This window comes from Flavonifractor sp. An112, assembly GCF_904377885.1.
Taxonomy (GTDB): Bacteria; Bacillota; Clostridia; order Oscillospirales; family Oscillospiraceae; genus Flavonifractor; species Flavonifractor avicola.
The window spans coordinates 1-16,692 of record NZ_CAJFGT010000086.1 but is presented as its reverse complement, the minus strand read 5'-3'; the positions used below and the strand labels follow the sequence as shown (position 1 = coordinate 16,692).

The 16,692-nt window shown below is 62.4% G+C and carries 21 protein-coding genes, 1 tRNA gene and 1 pseudogene; 14 read left to right on the top strand and 9 right to left on the bottom strand.

Annotated elements, in window-relative coordinates:
- The first annotated feature begins 3 nt into the window (after nt 1-3).
- Genes IHN22_RS11275 through IHN22_RS11255 form a run of 5 tightly spaced genes read left to right on the top strand, consistent with a single transcriptional unit; the run spans nt 4 to nt 2,581 of the window.
- Nucleotides 4-564, top strand: coding sequence for a phosphate propanoyltransferase (locus IHN22_RS11275; protein ID WP_191435422.1), 561 nt, complete (start codon nt 4-6; stop codon nt 562-564).
- A complete protein-coding gene (locus tag IHN22_RS11270) occupies nt 561-833 on the top strand; it encodes a hypothetical protein (protein WP_087389000.1) in 273 nt (90 codons plus the stop codon). Before IHN22_RS11275 ends, IHN22_RS11270 begins: the two co-directional genes overlap by 4 nt.
- Nucleotides 808-1,038 (top strand): EutN/CcmL family microcompartment protein, encoded by a 231-nt coding sequence (locus IHN22_RS11265; protein ID WP_087188658.1) that lies wholly within the window; start codon nt 808-810, stop codon nt 1,036-1,038. The genes IHN22_RS11270 and IHN22_RS11265 overlap by 26 nt, the downstream gene beginning before the upstream one ends.
- A gap of 48 nt (nt 1,039-1,086) precedes the next feature.
- The gene (eutH, locus tag IHN22_RS11260; protein WP_087272633.1) at nt 1,087-2,178 is read left to right on the top strand and encodes an ethanolamine utilization protein EutH; all 1,092 of its coding nucleotides are present in this window, start codon (nt 1,087-1,089) and stop codon (nt 2,176-2,178) included.
- Nucleotides 2,165-2,581, top strand: a complete 417-nt coding sequence (locus IHN22_RS11255; RefSeq protein WP_191435418.1) for a cupin domain-containing protein — start codon at nt 2,165-2,167, stop codon at nt 2,579-2,581. Before eutH ends, IHN22_RS11255 begins: the two co-directional genes overlap by 14 nt.
- A gap of 37 nt (nt 2,582-2,618) precedes the next feature.
- On the opposite strand, the gene IHN22_RS11250 is transcribed toward IHN22_RS11255, so the two are convergent.
- Complete coding sequence (locus IHN22_RS11250; RefSeq protein ID WP_087188655.1) at nt 2,619-2,891, bottom strand: hypothetical protein; 273 nt, start codon at nt 2,889-2,891, stop codon at nt 2,619-2,621.
- A gap of 140 nt (nt 2,892-3,031) precedes the next feature.
- On the opposite strand from IHN22_RS11250, the gene IHN22_RS11245 reads away from it, so the two are divergent.
- Both IHN22_RS11245 and IHN22_RS11240 read left to right on the top strand, forming a co-directional pair.
- Complete coding sequence (locus tag IHN22_RS11245) at nt 3,032-3,643, top strand: single-stranded DNA-binding protein (protein ID WP_300986504.1); 612 nt, start codon at nt 3,032-3,034, stop codon at nt 3,641-3,643.
- Nucleotides 3,644-3,718: 75 nt separating this feature from the next.
- A complete protein-coding gene (locus IHN22_RS11240) occupies nt 3,719-4,399 on the top strand; it encodes a TIGR00266 family protein (RefSeq protein WP_087400426.1) in 681 nt (226 codons plus the stop codon).
- Nucleotides 4,400-4,514: 115 nt separating this feature from the next.
- Here the strand turns inward: IHN22_RS11240 and rpsI are convergent, their stop codons facing one another.
- Nucleotides 4,515-4,919, bottom strand: a complete 405-nt coding sequence (gene rpsI, locus IHN22_RS11235; RefSeq protein ID WP_087188633.1) for a 30S ribosomal protein S9 — start codon at nt 4,917-4,919, stop codon at nt 4,515-4,517.
- Nucleotides 4,920-4,936: 17 nt separating this feature from the next.
- Nucleotides 4,937-5,368, bottom strand: a complete 432-nt coding sequence (rplM, locus tag IHN22_RS11230; protein WP_087188632.1) for a 50S ribosomal protein L13 — start codon at nt 5,366-5,368, stop codon at nt 4,937-4,939.
- Nucleotides 5,369-5,592: 224 nt separating this feature from the next.
- On the opposite strand from rplM, the gene IHN22_RS11225 reads away from it, so the two are divergent.
- On the top strand, nt 5,593-6,348 hold the full coding sequence (locus tag IHN22_RS11225) for a tRNA lysidine(34) synthetase (RefSeq protein WP_191435415.1): 756 nt from the start codon (nt 5,593-5,595) through the stop codon (nt 6,346-6,348).
- A 53-nt stretch (nt 6,349-6,401) separates the two neighbouring features.
- Here the strand turns inward: IHN22_RS11225 and miaA are convergent, their stop codons facing one another.
- Nucleotides 6,402-7,313 carry a tRNA (adenosine(37)-N6)-dimethylallyltransferase MiaA gene (miaA, locus tag IHN22_RS11220; RefSeq protein WP_365814158.1) on the bottom strand — a complete coding sequence of 304 codons (912 nt, stop codon included), beginning with the start codon at nt 7,311-7,313 and terminating at the stop codon, nt 6,402-6,404.
- Nucleotides 7,311-7,754 (bottom strand): annotated as a pseudogene (locus tag IHN22_RS12855) (low molecular weight protein-tyrosine-phosphatase); the annotation flags it as partial. The gene miaA and the pseudogene IHN22_RS12855, both read right to left, overlap by 3 nt.
- Nucleotides 7,755-8,035: 281 nt before the next feature.
- Between IHN22_RS12855 and IHN22_RS11215 the strand changes: the two are divergent.
- Nucleotides 8,036-9,400, top strand: coding sequence for an MATE family efflux transporter (locus IHN22_RS11215; RefSeq protein WP_191435413.1), 1,365 nt, complete (start codon nt 8,036-8,038; stop codon nt 9,398-9,400).
- Nucleotides 9,401-9,441: 41 nt separating this feature from the next.
- Here IHN22_RS11215 and IHN22_RS11210 read toward each other — a convergent pair whose 3' ends face one another.
- Nucleotides 9,442-9,711, bottom strand: a complete 270-nt coding sequence (locus tag IHN22_RS11210) for a translation initiation factor 2 (protein WP_191435412.1) — start codon at nt 9,709-9,711, stop codon at nt 9,442-9,444.
- A 133-nt stretch (nt 9,712-9,844) separates the two neighbouring features.
- Between IHN22_RS11210 and IHN22_RS11205 the strand changes: the two genes are divergently transcribed.
- Complete coding sequence (locus tag IHN22_RS11205; RefSeq protein ID WP_191435410.1) at nt 9,845-10,462, top strand: cell wall hydrolase; 618 nt, start codon at nt 9,845-9,847, stop codon at nt 10,460-10,462.
- Between the two features lie 27 nt (nt 10,463-10,489).
- Here IHN22_RS11205 and thpR read toward each other — a convergent pair whose 3' ends face one another.
- From thpR to IHN22_RS11190, 3 genes are all read right to left on the bottom strand, one after another.
- On the bottom strand, nt 10,490-11,017 hold the full coding sequence (gene thpR / locus IHN22_RS11200; protein WP_087188628.1) for an RNA 2',3'-cyclic phosphodiesterase: 528 nt from the start codon (nt 11,015-11,017) through the stop codon (nt 10,490-10,492).
- Between the two features lie 54 nt (nt 11,018-11,071).
- Nucleotides 11,072-11,614 (bottom strand): stage V sporulation T C-terminal domain-containing protein, encoded by a 543-nt coding sequence (locus tag IHN22_RS11195; RefSeq protein WP_191435408.1) that lies wholly within the window; start codon nt 11,612-11,614, stop codon nt 11,072-11,074.
- Between the two features lie 152 nt (nt 11,615-11,766).
- Nucleotides 11,767-13,203 (bottom strand): 4Fe-4S dicluster domain-containing protein, encoded by a 1,437-nt coding sequence (locus tag IHN22_RS11190; RefSeq protein WP_191435407.1) that lies wholly within the window; start codon nt 13,201-13,203, stop codon nt 11,767-11,769.
- A gap of 205 nt (nt 13,204-13,408) precedes the next feature.
- Between IHN22_RS11190 and selA the strand changes: the two genes are divergently transcribed.
- The 4 genes from selA to IHN22_RS11170 all read left to right on the top strand — a co-directional run.
- Complete coding sequence (gene selA, locus IHN22_RS11185; protein ID WP_191435405.1) at nt 13,409-14,758, top strand: L-seryl-tRNA(Sec) selenium transferase; 1,350 nt, start codon at nt 13,409-13,411, stop codon at nt 14,756-14,758.
- Nucleotides 14,755-16,293 carry a selenocysteine-specific translation elongation factor gene (gene selB / locus IHN22_RS11180; protein ID WP_191435403.1) on the top strand — a complete coding sequence of 513 codons (1,539 nt, stop codon included), beginning with the start codon at nt 14,755-14,757 and terminating at the stop codon, nt 16,291-16,293. Before selA ends, selB begins: the two co-directional genes overlap by 4 nt.
- Nucleotides 16,294-16,306: 13 nt before the next feature.
- Nucleotides 16,307-16,402, top strand: a tRNA-Sec gene (locus IHN22_RS11175).
- Between the two features lie 25 nt (nt 16,403-16,427).
- On the top strand, nt 16,428-16,692 hold a 265-nt coding region (locus IHN22_RS11170), incomplete at its 3' end, for a GNAT family N-acetyltransferase (RefSeq protein ID WP_191435401.1).

Sequence of the window (16,692 nt, the reverse complement as noted above, 5' to 3'; positions counted from 1 at the left end):
ACGGTGGAGGTGGAGGCCAGCGGCCGCCACGTCCACCTGTCCCGGGCCGATCTGGACACCCTCTTCGGCCCCGGCTTTCAGCTCACCCGGGTGAAGGACCTGTCCCAGCCGGGGCAGTTCGTGTGCGCCCAGCGGGTTACCCTGGAGGGCCCCAAAGGGTCCATTCCCAACGTGGTGGTGCTGGGGCCCGAGCGGAAGGAGAGCCAGGTGGAGATCTCCCTTACCGACGGCGTGGTGCTGGGCATCACACCCCCGGTGCGGCTGTCGGGGGACATCGGGGGCACACCCGGCATCGCCCTGCGCAACGGGGACCGGGTGCTGCGGCTGGACCGGGGACTGATTGCCGCCAAGCGGCACATCCACATGACTCCGGAGGACGCCGCCCGCTTCGGGGTGGAGAATGGCCGGGAGGTGCGGCTCAAGTGCCTCACCCAGCGGCCTCTGACCCTGGAGGGGGTGGAGGTGCGGGTGTCCCCCCAGTTCGCCACCTTCGCCCACATTGACTACGACGAGGCCAACGCCTGCGGGTTCAAAAAAGGGGACCGGGGACTGATTTTGCCGTGAGGCTGGAGTGGCGGGGGCGCACCCTGGTCATCACCTGGCTGCCTGTGGGGGCCATGGGGCGGCTGGCCGCCCTGGCCCCGGCCAGTCGGGGGGAGACCGAGGTGCTGGCCGCCCTGCTGGCGGGGGCCAGGGTGTGCCTGGAGCGGAAGGCGCTGGAGTACCGGCTCTACCGCCGCACCGCCCCGCCGTCAATCTATCGCCGCTGCCTGTCCCTGGAGCGGCAGCTGAGGGAGATGGGAATCTGTGTTGCTGGGACAGGTGGCCGGTAAGGTATGGGCCACGAAAAAAGCCCCCAACCTGACCGGTCAGGCCTTCCTGACGGTGGAGGTGGGGGACAGGCTACTGGTGTGCGCCGACTGCGTGGGGGCGGGTGAGGGCGAGCGGGTCCTCATCGCCACCGGCGGGGCGGCCCGCATCGCTGCCGGGGCAAATGTGCCGGTGGACGCCGCCATCATCGGGATCATTGATCCATAAGGGGGCGGCCCACCTGCCGCCCCGTTTCACAAAAGGGAGGGACAGTTTATGTCCATCAACGAGATCATCGTCTATCTGATGGTGCTCTTTATGGCCCTGGGGGCCATCGACCGCATCCTGGGCAACCGGTTCGGCCTGGGGGAGAAGTTTGAGGAGGGCATCATGGCCATGGGATCTCTGGCCCTGGCCATGATCGGTATTATCTGCCTGGCCCCCGTGTTGGCCAACCTGCTGCGGCCGGTGGTGGTGCCCTTCTATCAGTTCCTAGGGGCCGACCCGGCCATGTTCGCCGGTACCATCCTGGCCAACGATATGGGGGGCGCCCCCCTGGCTCAGGAGCTGGCCCTGACGGAGGAGGCGGGCCAGTTCGGCGGCCTCATCGTAGGGGCAATGCTGGGCCCCACCATCGTCTTTACTATTCCGGTGGGCCTGGGCATCATCAAGGCGGAAGACCGGCCCGCTCTGGCCACCGGCGTGCTGGCCGGCGTCATCACCATCCCCATCGGCAGCTTTGTGGGCGGCTTGGTGGCGGGATTCCCGGTGATGATGGTGCTGCGTAACCTGCTGCCCATCGTGCTCTTTGCGGTGCTCATCGCCCTGGGGCTGGCCTTTGTGCCTAACGGCATGGTGAAGGGCTTCCAGGTCTTTGGCCGCATCATTGTCATCATCATCACCATCGGTCTGGCCGCCGCCATCATTGAGGCCCTGACGCCCCTGACTATTATCCCTGGCCTCAACTCCATTGAGGAGGGCATTGGCATCGTAGGCGACATCGCCATTGTGCTGGCGGGCGCCTTCCCCCTGGTGTACGTCATTACCAAGGTGTTTAAAAAGCCCCTGATGAAGCTGGGCAGCCTGCTGGGCATGAACGACGTGGCGGCGGCGGGTATGGTGGCCACCCTGGCCAACAACATCCCCATGTTCCAGATGATGGGGGACATGGACCGCCGGGGCAAGATCATCAACGTGGCTTTTGCTGTGTCGGCGGCCTTTGTGTTCGGTGACCACCTGGGCTTTACCGCCGGCTTTGATTCCACCATGATTTTTCCCATGATCGTGGGCAAGCTGGTGGGCGGCGTCACCGCCGTGGCGGTGGCCATGTTCCTCACCCGAAAGGAGACCAGTCATGGACAAGCATAAGCTGGAAGAAATCATCCGCCAGGTGTTGCTGGAGCACCTGGGGGGCGGGGTGCAGGCGGTGAAGGTGCCTGCCCTTACCGTCACCGAGGCCCACCGGATGAACACCGGCAATCCCGGTGACAGGGTGTATACCCGTGACCTGTTCACGCTGGAGCAGTCCCCCCGGCTGGGGGTGGGCATCATGGAGATGACCGACACCACCTTCCCCTGGACCCTGAACTACGACGAGATGGACTATGTGGTGGAGGGGCGGCTGGACATCCTGTGCAATGGGCAGAAGGTGTCCGCCGGGCCGGGGGAGCTGATCCACATTCCCAAGGGAAGCGAAATTCAGTTTTCCGTCACCGGCCATGCCCGGTTCCTCTACTTCGTCTACCCCGCCGACTGGCAAAATCAGCAGTAAAAAAGGTCCAGCCCATACAATGGGCTGGACCTTCTGTTTAGAATTGCGCTTTGGAAATAAACGATATCACAATAATGGCCACAGCCAGGACACGGGTGACATGGACAGCACGCTCCTTGCCGTAGCGGCGCTGGAAGGAGTGGGGCGGGACGGGGAAGATCAGCAGGAATACGCCCAGGGCGGCCCCGGTGATGCTGACCAGCAGGCTATTCTGCACCGTCTGCATATTGATCATGAGCAGCAAAAAGAAGAGGGCGAACCAGATAAAGAACACCTTGGTGAATGTCACATCTTTCAAAAACTTGTTCATGTATGCTGCACTCCTTTTCCCTATCATACTCCATAGTGGACAGAATCGTCAACCACTGTCTGTATCGGGTGGGCATAGCGGGGGACAAACCCGCATATAGATGCCACAGCTACCCAAAACAGGCAGGAGTGTGGATGGATATGCAGACAGGATGGAATGAGAATCGGGCAATGCTCCGGGGGACCGTCACGGCGGACCCGGTGTGGTCCCATGAGACCCACGGAGTCGTGTATGAAACCTTTCCCCTTACGGTGCTCCGGCTGTCCGGCTCGGAGGACACCATCAACGTCATTGCGCCTAAAGAACTGCTGGAGGAGTATCCGGTGAGAGCGGGGACGCCGGTGGAGGTGGAGGGGGAGGTGCGCTCCTTCAACAACAAAAGCGGAACCGGCAGTAAACTGGTCATTACCCTGCACGCCAAGAGCATCAAGCCGGGGGAGGGACCCAATGAGAACCGCCTCACCCTGGCCGGGGTACTGTGCAAGCCCCCGGTGTTCCGGCGTACTCCCCTGGGACGGGAGATCTGCGATCTCATGCTGGCGGTAAATCGGAAGTATGGCCGGGCGGACTATCTGCCCTGCATCTCCTGGGGGGCGCTGGCCCGCTGCTGCGGCGAGTTGGAAGTGGGGGACGGGGTGCGGCTGGAGGGCCGCCTCCAGAGCCGGGCCTACACCAAGCTGGAGAATGGCGAAAGCTGTCAGCGCACCGCCTTTGAGGTGTCGGTCATGCGCCTGGAGGGGGTGGAAGTCTGACGAAAAACGGCTTGCATCCCAGCGGCCTCTATCGTATACTCATTTTGGAAACCCATTTGATGAGGAGGCGATGGTATGCAGTATGAGATCAAGGGAGAGCCCATGCCGGTAGTGATCTGTCAGGTGGCCGCCGGTGAGTCCATGATCACCGAGCGGGGTTCCATGGTGTGGATGTCCCCCAATATGGAGATGTCTACCGGCGCAGGTGGCATTGGCAAGGCCTTTGGCCGGATGTTTTCCGGCGATTCCATCTTCCAGAATACATATACGGCGGTGGGCGGCCCGGGCATGATCGCATTTGGTTCCAGCCTGCCTGGCACCATTCGGGCCATTCCCATTGATCCGGCCCATCCGGTCATTGTACAGAAGCGGGGGTTTTTGGCCTCTGAGCAGGGGGTGGAGCTGTCCATCCACTTCCAGAAAAAGATGAAAACCGGCTTTTTCGGCGGTGAGGGCTTTATCATGCAGAAGCTGTCCGGCTACGGTATGGCCTTTGTGGAGCTGGACGGCTCGGTGGTGGAATACGAGCTGAAGCCGGGCCAGAGCATTGTAGTGGATACCGGAAATCTGGCCATGATGGACGCCACCTGCTCCATCGATGTGCAGATGATTCACGGTGTGAAGAATATGCTCTTCGGCGGGGAGGGGCTGTTTAATACGGTGATCACCGGCCCCGGCAAGGTGACCCTTCAGACCATGCCGGTCACCGGCCTGGCCGACGCTCTGCTCCCCTTCCTGCCCAAGGGCAGCAACTGAATAGAAAAGAGACGCTGCCTTTGGCAGCGTCTCTTTTTAGTGGTATAAGGACAGTTCCACAGGCAAGAAAAATGCCGCCCGAAAGGGCGGCATTTTTGATTGCTCTGCAATAAAATCAGCGCTTGCTGAACTGGGGAGCGCGACGGGCAGCCTTGAGGCCGTATTTCTTACGCTCCTTCATACGAGGATCGCGGGTCAGGAAGCCGGCAGCCTTCAGGGCAGCACGGTACTCGGGGTTGACCTGCAGCAGGGCACGGGCGATGCCGTGACGGATGGCGCCGGCCTGGCCGGTCACGCCGCCGCCGGTAACGGTGGTCTCGATGTCCACCTTGCCCAGGGTGTCGGTGGTGGCCAGAGGCTGACGCACGATCAGCTTCAGGGTCTCCAGGCCGAAGTAGTCGTCGATATCACGGCCATTGATGGTAATAGCACCAGTGCCGTTGGGGAACAGATGCACGCGGGCCACGGAGGACTTCCGGCGGCCGGTGCCATACAGATAAGGCTTCTTGCTCTTATACATTCCTTTGTACCTCCTGCTTAGTTGGCCGCCCAGGCTTCGGGCTTCTGGGCGTTGTGGGGATGCTCGGCGCCGCGGTAGATGTGCAGGCGGGACAGAGAATCCTTGGTGATGATGTTGCGGGGCATCATGCCGCGGATGGCCACACGCATGGCCAGCTCGGGCTTCTGCTGCATCAGCAGGCGGTAGGGGGTCTCCTTCAGGCCGCCTACCCAACCGGAGTGGGTGCGGTAGTACTTCTGCTCCAGCTTCTTGCCGGTCAGAACGGCCTTCTCGGCGTTGACGACCACGACGAAGTCGCCGCAGTCAGCGTGAGGAGTATACTCGGGCTTGTGCTTGCCGCGCAGCAGGTTGGCCGCGGTAGCGGCAGTCTTGCCCAGGGGCTTACCAGCCGCATCGAGGATATACCACTTGCGGACGATGTTCCCCTTGTTGGCCATAAAAGTGGACATGGTGAAACCTCCAATTTTGATGATATCTTAAAAAATATGTCTAAACAGAATACAGGCCCCAATCTTTACGATTGGAGCGTTTTGTATTATAATACCTTGGCCGCGGAGTGTCAACACGTTTTCCGATTTTTTTAAACAGAAAAAGTGTATGCTCTTGAAATCGCGCAATATCTCTCGTTTTCTCTTGAATGCTCCATTTCGATTTTCAATTTTTTGAGGTGCCTATGAACAAGATTTTGAGCTATGTCCGCCGCTGTGTGGAGGATTACGACATGATTCAGGCCGGAGACCGCATTGCCGTGGGGGTATCCGGCGGCAAGGACTCCCTGGTGCTGCTCACCGCCCTGGCCCGGCTGCGGGAGTTTTATCCCAAGCCCTTTACCGTGGAGGCCTATACCCTGGACATGGGCCATGTGGACGGGGGAGGGGGGATGGACTTTGCCCCGGTGGCGGCCTACTGTGAGCAAATTGGCGTGCCCTTTACCCTGCTGCCCTCCGAGATCCACCACATTATCTTCGACCTGCGGAAGGAGAAGAACCCCTGCTCCATGTGCGCCAAAATGCGCCGGGGCGCCCTCCACAACGCCATCAAGGAGCGGGGCATCAGCAAGATTGCCCTGGGCCACCACTTTGACGACGCGGTGGAGACCTTCTTCCTGTCCCTGTTCTACGAGGGACGGCTGTCCTGCTTCCAGCCGGTGACCTGGCTGGACCGCATGGGCATCAGCCAGATCCGGCCCATGCTCTACTGCGGGGAGGGGCTTATCCGCAACGCCGCCGAGCGCAACCACCTGCCGGTGGTGTTCAATCCCTGCCCCGCCGACGGCTACACCAAGCGGCAGGAGGTCAAGGAGCTGATCCACACCCTGGACCAGCAGTACCCGGGCCTCAAGAGCCGGGTGTTCGGGGCCATGCAGGGCCTGCCTCTGCCCGCCTGGGGGCCGGTGGAGCACCGCAGGGTACCCCTGCCCGAGGGATAAGATCCAAACGTAAAACAGCCGCTGCGGAAGCTTCCGCAGCGGCTGTTCTGGTATTACGGCTCGTTTAAAAACCGGTCCACCGCCTGGGTGGCCTGGGTGAGGAAATCACCCTCCATGTCCAGCCACAGCACGTCTTTGTCCCGGTTAAACCACTGGACCTGCCGCTTAGCAAAGCGCTTGATGGCCCGGCCCAGCTCGTCTGTCAGGGCCTCCAGAGAGGGAATCTCCCCCTTCAGGTAGCGGCGGATATAGCGGTACTCCAGCCCCAGGCCTTCCAGAAATTCGTCGGTGGCCCCGGCTTCCCGCAGGTCGGCCACCTCCTGGATCATGCCCGCGTCGATGCGGGCCTGGAGCCGGTCGTCAATGCGCTGACACACGGTTTCCCGGGGGAAGCTTACCCCCAGCAGCAGGCAGCGGTACCGGGGCTTGGCCTGAGGAGCCTCCCAGCCGTCGGCCATGGCCTTCTCCACCGAGCGCACCAGCCGCTGGTGGTTGTTCTCCTCCCCGTTGGCCAGGGTGACCCCCGTCTTTTCCCGCAGGATGGCGTACAGCTCCGCCGCCGTCTTGCCCTCCAGCTCGGCCCGCAGGGCGGGATCGGGGGTGGCGTCGGTAAAGGCAAAGCCCTCGGTCACCGCCCGGACGTACAGCCCGGAGCCCCCCACCAGGAAGGGCACTTTGCCCCGGGCGATGATATCGTCGATGGCGGCGTAGGCCCCCGCCTGGAAGTCGGCCACCGAGTAGGGCTGGTTGGGGGCTACCACGTCCAGCATATGGTGAGGCACGCCGTCCATCTCCTTCTGGGTCACCTTGCCGGTGCCCAGGTCCAGGCCGGTGTATACCTGCCGGGAGTCGGCGGACACGATCTCGCCGCCAAAGCGCTTGGCCAGCTCCACCCCCAGGCCGCTTTTGCCGCAGGCGGTGGTGCCCAGCACCACCACCAGCTTGGGCAGCTGCTCCTGCGTCAGGGAGGCCAGCAGGGCGGAGCAGCCTGCGTATACATCCTGCCAGGTGGCTTCAAAGTCGCCGGAGTACCAGGGATCGGAGATGTCCCGGTCCTGGCCGATATAAGACAGCAGGGCCTTGACCTTGCCCTCCGGATCGCCGCCAAAGAGCCGGCGCATATTCCGCAGGTTGGCGCTGTCCATGCCCAGAAACAGGTCCCACCGGCCGTAATCCGCCGCATTTAGCTGGCGGGCGGCGTGGCCGGAGCAGCTGATGCCGTGTTCGGCCAGCTTCCGCCGGGCGGGGGGATAGACCGGGTTGCCGATCTCCTCGGCGCTGGTGGCGGCGGAGGCGATGGTGAAATGGTCCTCCAGCCCCACCTTGCGGACCAGATCCTTCATTACAAACTCGGCCATGGGGCTGCGGCAAATATTGCCGTGGCAGACGAAAAGCAGTTTGGTCATCTTTGATAACTCCTCGTAAGTCCTGTCGTTTTCTCAAATCCCTGATCGGGCAGGCTTTTGCGTATAATCGGAACGATCATCTTGCATTATACTCCGTTCCTGATTGCTTGTCACGAAATTACTTGCGTGTCGTTGACACCCCTGTCCCGGTTTGCTATAATATTCTGCGTTCATCGGAGGGTGAGCAACACTTATGAGGTTGCGAGCTGGATAAGATGGCAGGTGAGACTCCTGCTTTTCTTGTCCGGCTCTCTTTTTTTGCAGCAGATAAGGAGGACACCATGAGCCGAACCAAAGAACAGAGTTTACTCCAGGGAAATATTCTGAAATCCCTGATTTCCTTTGCGTTTCCAGTGCTGCTGGCACTCTTTTTACAGGCTATGTACGGTGCGGCGGACCTGATCATCGTGGGTCAGTTTGCGAATACCTATGAGCAATCCGGTGTGGCCTCCGGCAGCCAGCTTTTTAACATGATTACCATGGTCATTACCGGTTTGGCCATGGGTGTGACCGTCTTTGTGGGTGATTGCATCGGCGCGGGCAAGCCGGAAAAGGCCGGAAGGGGCGTTGGAACCGGCATTGCCATCTTTGCGGTGCTGGCGGTTGTGGTCACAGCTTTGGTGGTTCCTTTCAGCGATTATCTGGCCGCCTTTATGCATTCGCCGGCCGAGGCATTTTCACAGACCAGCGGTTATGTACGCATTTGCGGCATCGGAACCATTTTTATCATCGCATACAACGTCATTGGCGCGGTTTTTCGTGGAATTGGCGATTCCAAAACACCGCTGCTTACCGTTGCCATTGCCTGTATCATCAATATTCTGGGCGATCTGCTGCTGGTGGCGGTCTTTGGCATGGGTGCCGCCGGTGCTGCCATTGCAACTGTATCCGCCCAGGCCATCAGTGTGGTATGTTCTCTTTATTTGATTGGCAAAAAGAAACTCCCCTTCGCATTTTCAAAAACATATATCCGCTTCGACCCCGTCTGTTTGAAAAAAATTCTGCTGGTGGGTGTGCCCATTGCCCTGCAGGAGTTGCTGGTGCAGTTTTCCTTCCTCTTTATCCAGGTGGTGGTCAACAGCATGGGCGTCATGGAATCCGCCGCCGTTGGTGTGGCAGAGAAGGTCTGCGTCTTTTTGATGCTGGTGGCTTCCGCCTATATGCAGTCCATTTCCGCGTTTGTGGCACAGAATAACGGCGCCGGAGCTTATGAACGCTCCCGCAAGGCGCTGTTCTATGGGATTAAGACGGCATTGATTGCCGGCTTTATCATGGGAACCATTGCATTTTTTGCAGGCGATTTGTTGGCGGCCATCTTCTCGGGAGAAGCAGAAGTTATTGCTTATGCCCACGACTATTTGAAGGCCTACGCCATTGACTGCCTGCTTACGGCCATCCTCTTTTGCTTTATCGGCTACTTCAACGGCTGCGGAAGAACCGTATTTGTTATGTTGCAGGGGGTGTTCGGCGCATTCTGTGTAAGAATTCCGGCGGTTTATTTGATGAGCCGGATGGAGGGGGCATCCCTGTTTCATATCGGCTTGGGTACGCCCATTTCCTCTGTGGCGCAGATTATTCTGTGTGTGATTGCTTACCGCATCTATCGGAGGGAAACCAATGGGATGGCCATCCGCCCGGAATATTAAGTGACCATAAAAAAGCAGGCGCGTTTCCGCGCCTGCTTTTTTTACAGCATCAGGGCCGCCACCCAGCACAGGGTGGCCCCCAGGGCACCGCCGGCGGCATATACCGGGGCGGGGATCTTCCGGCACACCCGCCGCCAGCCGGAGGAGCGCTTGAGGTAGCCGTCGGCTGCCCGGCGGGCCTCCTGGAGCACCTCCTCGGCGGAGGCCCCCTTGCCGAAGGCGTCCTCCTTCACGATAAAAATGGCCTGTTCAAAAAATCGGGGGTCGGGGGATTTTACCACAATGACCTGCCGGGATACGCCCTGTACCACCTGCCCACATCCTTTCCTGTTTTGTACCAGTATTTCCAAAAACCACTGGCCCTATGCAGGCAGGAAGGGATTGGCGTACATAACCGGCCCGCTGCCGCCGTACACTACCTCCAGTGAGATTGGAGGGGTAGGTATGAACAGACGCAGGCGCATCGCGGCACTGGCTCTGGTGTTCGCGGTCAACATTTCCCTCATCGCCTTTGCCCAGCAGGCCCAGGCGGCCACCTACCGGCAGGGCTCCAGCGGGGAGCAGGTGCGGGTGATCCAGACCAAACTGAAGAACTGGGGCTACTACGACGGGGCGGTGGACGGGGTATTCGGCAGTCAGACCACCCAGGCGGTGAAGTATTTTCAGCGGAAAAACGGCCTGACCGCCGACGGCATCGTGGGACCCGCCACCCTGAAGGCCCTGGGGATGTCGGGCGGGGGTTCGCCGGCGGAGGCCCGGGGGGAGCCCTACAGCGGCCAGGTGGCGGTGGGGGCGGTGATCCTCAACCGGGTGGAGCACCCCTCCTTCCCCAACACCATCGCCGGAGTGGTGTACCAGCCGGGGGCCTTTACCTGTATGGTGGACGGCCAGTTCAATGAGCCGGTGGCGGAATCGGCAGTGCGAGCGGCCCGGGACGCCCTTAACGGGGTGGACCCCAGCGGCGGGGCCATCTATTATTTCAACCCCGCCACCGCCACCAGCAGCTGGATCTGGAGCCGGCCTCTCATCCTCCAGATCGGCAACCATCGGTTCTGTGCCTGAGCGCGGGCGGCCTCCGCCCGCTACATATCAAAGGGCCGCCCGGTACAGAGGCAAGTAGCGCAGCACGCCGTCCACCCGCTCCGAGGAGAAGAGGGTGAGCCGGTTTACCTCTGTTTCCAGGGTGGGGAAAAGTCCGGGGATGGTAAGGGGCTCCAGCCCGGCGGGAGAGCGCACCTTCCGGGCCAGGGTGATGTGGGGGCGATAGGGCCGCCGTTCCGGGGAAAAACCGGCCTCTCTCAGGGCGGCCTCCAGCTGCCGCTGGGCGGTCATCAGGCCGGGGAGGGGCTCCGCTCCCAGCCACCAGATATCCCCGCCCTTTTTGGAAAAACAGCCGGGAGAGGCGGAGCGGAGGGCAAAGGGGGGCGCGTCCACCTGGTCCAGGGCGGCGGCAGCCGCTTCCGCCCGGTCGGTCTCCCCCAGAAAGACCAGTGTGAGATGATAGTTGTCCCGCCGGGTGAAGTTGGCCCGCACCCCGGCCTTCTTCAGCGCGGCGGCCCCCCGGTCCAGCGCTTCGCGCCAGACGGTTGGCAGCTCCACGCCCAGAAACAGACGCATAAAGACCGCCTCCTTTGCCCACAGTATAGCAAAGGAGGCGGTCTGTTACAAGGATCAGGGCTCCATGTGGCGGCCCAGGAAGCCGGCGATGGTCTGAACCAGCTTGTACTGGGTTTCGCTGTCGTGGAGAGCCCCCTCGGTACCGGCAAAGAGTACGCAGCCCAGCACATCCCCTTCCGAGAGGATGGGGGCGGCGCAGGACACCAGATAGGTGTCGTTGCCCTCGCACACGGGGACGGGAGCGGAGCCCTCCTTGTGCTGGTAGATCTGGCGGCCCTCCATGATCTGCTCCAGGGCGGGAGAGATCTGCTTGTCGGCCAGATCCCGCCGTCCGCTGCCGGCCACGGCGATGCAGCTGTCCCGGTCGGTGATGACGGCGATCTCGCCGGTGGTCTTGTTCAGGGTCTCGCACATATGGCCGGCAAAGTCCCCCAGCCCGCCCATCAGGGAGTATTTTTTAAAGATGACGCCGCCGTCCTTGTCGGTGTAGATCTCCAGGGGGTCGCCCTCCCGGATCCGCATGGTGCGGCGGATCTCCTTGGGGATCACGATGCGCCCCAGATCGTCGATCCGGCGCACGATACCAGTCGCTTTCATGTCGATTCTCCTCCTGCGGTTGTGGTTACGCCTCTTAGTATCCGCAGGTTTCTTTTGCCTATGCAGGCCGGAGGATGGTTTCATTTGGAATCCATAGAAAAAACCGTCAGACAGGTTTTCCTGTCTGACGGTTTGATGAGACTGAAAGAGGATCAATCCTGAGATTCTGGCTGCTTTTCTGCCTCGGCCACGGCGCCCTCGATGGTGCGGCCCTCGGCCTGCTTGGCGTGACGGTCCACATCGCCCTGGTTCTTGGGGGAGCGGATGAGCTGCGCGGGGCCCTGGACACAGCCGCCCTCGCAGGCCATGCCCTCGATGAAGTTGAAATCGCCGATGCCCTTGGCGGCCTTCAGGAAGGCCAGCCTGCAGGCCTCAAAGCCGCTGCAGGGCAGGGGCTTGGCCTGGAAGGAGCTGTTCCGCTCCTTCAGGGCCTGGGCCACGGCGGCGGACACGCCGCCGCTGTGGGCAAAGGAACGGCCAAAGCCGCTGGCCTGATCCAGTTCGGTATACTCCAGCTTGGACACGTCGATGTTTTGAGATTCAAACATGGCGTACAGCTCTTCAAAGGTGAGGGCGATGTCCACCGCACCCATGGTCTTGCCCAGTTTGATCTCCATCTTCTTGGCCACGCAGGGCCCGATGAAGATGACCTTGGAGGAGGGGTCCTTCCGCTTGATGTACCGGGCGGCCATAATCATGGGAGAGGGGGTCTCGGAGATCAGATGGGCCTGGTCGGGGAAGTTCTTCTCCACATAGTCCACAAAGGCGGGGCAGCAGGAGGAGGCCAGCATCCCCTTCTCCTCCAGTTCACCGGCCTCGGTCTTGGCGGTCATATCGGCGCCCAGGGCCACCTCCACCACGTCGTGGAAGCCCAGCATCTTCAGGCCGGTGACCACCTGGCCCAGGTCGGCGGGGGCAAACTGGCCGGCGATGGAGGGCGCCACGGCGGCATAGACATGGAAGCCCCACTTTTCCGCGCCCTGAAGGGTCTGGATGGCATCCACGATAAAGGACTTGTCCATGATGGCGCCGAAGGGGCACTGGTAGATGCAGGCGCCGCAGGAGGTACACTTGGCGGGATCAATGAAGGCCTTCTTGTCCTCTCCCATGGAGATGGCTCCCGCCTTGCAGCCCCGCTCACAGGGACGGGTCTTCTTTTCGATGGCGCCGTAGGGGCAGGCGGTGATACACTTGCCGCAGGTAATGCACTTCTTGTGATCGATCTGGGCCTTGTGGTCCACCACAGTGATGGCGTCCTTGGGGCAGGTGTGGACGCATCGGGTGGCGATACAGCCCCGGCAGGAGGGGCCCACGGTGATCTCGGTGACGGGGCACTCGTCACAGGCGATGTCCAGCACCTCCACCAGATTGGGGTTGGTCTTGTCGCCGCCCATAGCCAGCTTCACCCGCTGAGAGATGATGGCCCGCTCCTTATAAATACAACAGCGCATCTTGGCCTCGGGGCCGGGGATGATCTCCTCCGGAATATCCAGAATACCGGTCTGGAGATCGTCATTCCAGGCCAGCCGGGCCACCGACCGCAGCACCTCATGCTTCAGTTCCTGTACGCTGGTTTCAAATACGCGCATTGGTCAACACTCCTTCCATTCATGCTTCCCTCTTCCATTCGTACAACAGCATGATAACCGCAGGGTAAGTAACCTGTCAATTAGAATGTTACCTTGTCTTACACATATTTTTTGCTCAGTTTCTGAAAACCAAAAAGTTTATATGCCTGAACAGGGAAAACTGTGGTATACTGCAAACAAATGTCGTGTTTGGGAGGTGAACACCATGGCGGATGCTGTCCTGTCCGGCCTGCCCCGGATGGATGCATTGCTGGCCCATCCGGCCCTGGCGGAGAGCGGTCTGCCCCGCTCCGTCCAGAAGGCGGGGGCCAACCGGGTGCTGGACCAGCTGCGCCGTGCCATTCGGGCGGGAGAGACTCAGGTGCCTGAGCTGCACATCCTGGCCCAGCGGGCCCGGCAGGCGGCAGAAGAACTGGCCCGGCCCGGCCTGGGCCGGGTGGTCAACGCCACTGGCGTGGTGCTCCACACCAATCTGGGCCGGGCCCCCCTGAGCCGCCGGGCGGTGGAGGCGGTAACAGACACGGCGGAGGGCTACTCCAACCTGGAGTATGATCTGTCCACGGGCAAACGGGGCAGCCGCACCGCCCGGGTGGAGGAGCTGCTCACACAGCTCACCGGGGCGGAGGGGGCCTTTGCGGTGAACAACAACGCGGCGGCGGTCTTTCTCATGCTGTCTGTCCTCACCCCCGGTATGGGGGTGGCCATCTCCCGGGGGGAGCTGGTGGAGATCGGCGGCTCCTTCCGGGTGCCCGACGTGATGGCCCGCAGCGGGGCCAGGCTGGTGGAGGTGGGGGCCACCAACAAGACCCGGCTGTCCGACTATGAGAGGGTGCTGGAGAGCGGGGAGGCCCAGGCCCTGCTGAAGGTACACCCCAGCAACTTCAAGGTGGTGGGTTTCACCCAGAGCGTGGCGGTGGAGGAGTTGGCCGCCCTGGCGGATCGCTATCAGGTTCCCCTGCTGTGCGACCTGGGCAGCGGCGCGCTAGGCCCCGGCCTCTGGCCCCAGGACTACCCCACTGTGGAGCAGTGGGCGGCAGCTGCCGACGTGGTATGCTTCTCCGGGGATAAGCTGCTGGGCGGACCCCAGGCGGGAATCCTGGTGGGCAGGGGTGAGGCCATCCGGCGGCTGAAAAGCGACCCGCTGGCCCGTGCCCTGCGGCTGGACAAGCTGTCCCTGGCGGCGCTGGAGGCCACCCTGCTGGACTGGCGGGACGGGGTGTCCGTCCCCGCCCGGGCCATGCTGGAGGCCAAGCCCCAGGACCTGCGGCAAAGGGCGGAGGAGCTTGCCGCCTTACTTGCCCCCTTCTGCCCCTGCGAGGCGGTGGAGACCGCCGGAGAGGCGGGGGGCGGCACCCTGCCGGGGGAGGAGCTGCCCTCCTGGGCGGTGGCCCTGGACCCGGCGGAGGAACTGGAGGCCTTCCTCCGGGGATGGCCCACCCCCATTCTGGGGCGGATCCATAGAGGAAAACTGCTGCTGGACGTGCGTACCCTGCTGCCGGGGGAGGAAAACATCATCCGGGATGCTCTGGCGGCGTGGAAAGGAGAACGGCCATGATCCTGGGCACCGCGGGCCATGTGGACCACGGCAAGACCGCCCTGGTGAAGGCCCTCACCGGAGTGGACACCGACCGGTTGGCAGAAGAGCGCCGCCGGGGTCTCACCATCGAGCTGGGCTTTGCACCCCTGACCCTGCCGGGGGGACAGATGGTGAGCATCGTGGACGTGCCCGGCCATGAGAAATTTGTGCCCACCATGCTCTCCGGCTGTGCCGGTATGGACCTGGTGGTGCTGGCCATCGCCGCCGACCAGGGGCCCATGCCTCAGACCCGGGAGCATCTGGCCATCTTGTCGTCCCTGCTGGGCCTGAAAGGGGGCGTGATCGCCCTTACCCGGGCCGACCTGGGCATCAAACGGGGGGTGGAGGAGCAGGTGCGCGCCCTAGTGAAGGGCACCTTTCTGGAGGGCGCACCCATCATCCCCACCTCGGTGGTGACAGGGGAGGGGTTGGATGAACTGAAGAGAGCCCTGGCTGAGCTGGTCCAAAAGACGCCGGAGCGGTCGAACCGAGGAGACTATCGCCTCCATGTGGACCGGGTCTTTTCGGTGGCGGGCAGCGGCACAGTGGTCACCGGCACCCTCACCGGCGGCTCTCTCCGCCGGGGGGACAGGGTACGTCTCTGGCCGGGGGAGAAAATGGCCCGGGTGCGGGGCCTCCAGAGCCACGGTACCGATCTGGAGGAGCTGACCCCCGGCAGCCGGGCGGCGGTGAATCTGGCGGGGGTGGACCGTGGGGAGGTGTCCCGTGGGGACACCCTGGCCCCGGCGGAGGGGCTTACTCTCACCCAGCGGCTGGATGTGTCTCTGAAGGTGCTGACTCAGGCTCCCTATGCCGTCAAAAACAATTCCACCCTCCATCTCCATCACGGCGGGCGGGCGCTGATGTGCCGGTGTATCCTGCTGGGCCGGGACAAGCTGGAGCCGGGAGAGGAGGGCTTTGCCCAGCTGCGGCTGGACCAGCCTCTGGCGGCCCTGCGGGGGGATCGGTTCGTGGTACGCTTCTTCTCCCCGGTGGTCACCGTGGGGGGCGGCGTGATCCTGGACCTGGAGCCCCCCGCCAAAGGGCGGATGGACCCGGCCCGGCTGACCCGGCTGGCCGCCCTGGCGGCGGGGAAGAAGCCGCCCCGCTCTACAGCCCCGGCCAAAGAAGCGCCGCCGTCCCCAGCGCCGGAAACCGGCCCGGAGCTGGAGAAGAAACTATGTGAGATCTACCGGGCTGCTGGACTGGAGCCCCCCGCCAACGAGGAGGTGGAGCGGGACTTCCCCGGACAGGAGACGGCCTGCCGCCGGGCGGGCCGGGCTCTGGCCGACAAGGGCGTGCTCACCCCGCTGTCCCCCAAGGTGCGGGCCTGGGGGGAGAGCTGCCTGGAGGCACAGAGCAGGATGAAGGCCCGGTTTGGGACGGGAATGTTCACCCTGGCCCAGGCCAGGGATATGCTGGGAGTCTCCCGTAAGTATGCCCTGCTGCTGCTGGAATACTGGGACCGGGTGAGAATCACCCAAAAAATCGGGGAGGGACGGAGATTTCTGTGACTCCCCGCCATATGGGGGCGGAAGGGTATCTGGTGAGCCCCGCGGTCTTCAAAACCGTTGGGGACGGCGTTCCCGTCCTGGTGTGTTCGATTCGCACCCGCCCTCGCCATTTTCAAAATAAAGGAGGAAGCCCCATGGAATTTCAGAGCAAGCCCGGACGGCTGTGGGCCGAGAATGAGGAGGGCAAGCTGATCGCCGAGATCACCTTCCCGGAGGAGCGGCCCGGCGTGGCCAACATCGACCACACCTTTGTGGACGGCTCCCTGCGGGGCCAGGGGGTGGCGGGCCAGCTGGTGCAGGGGGCCGCGGACCAGATCCGTGGCCGGGGCATGAAGGCGGTTGCCACCTGCTCCTACGCCGTCAAGTGGTTTGACAGCCACCCGGACCAGCGGGACCTGC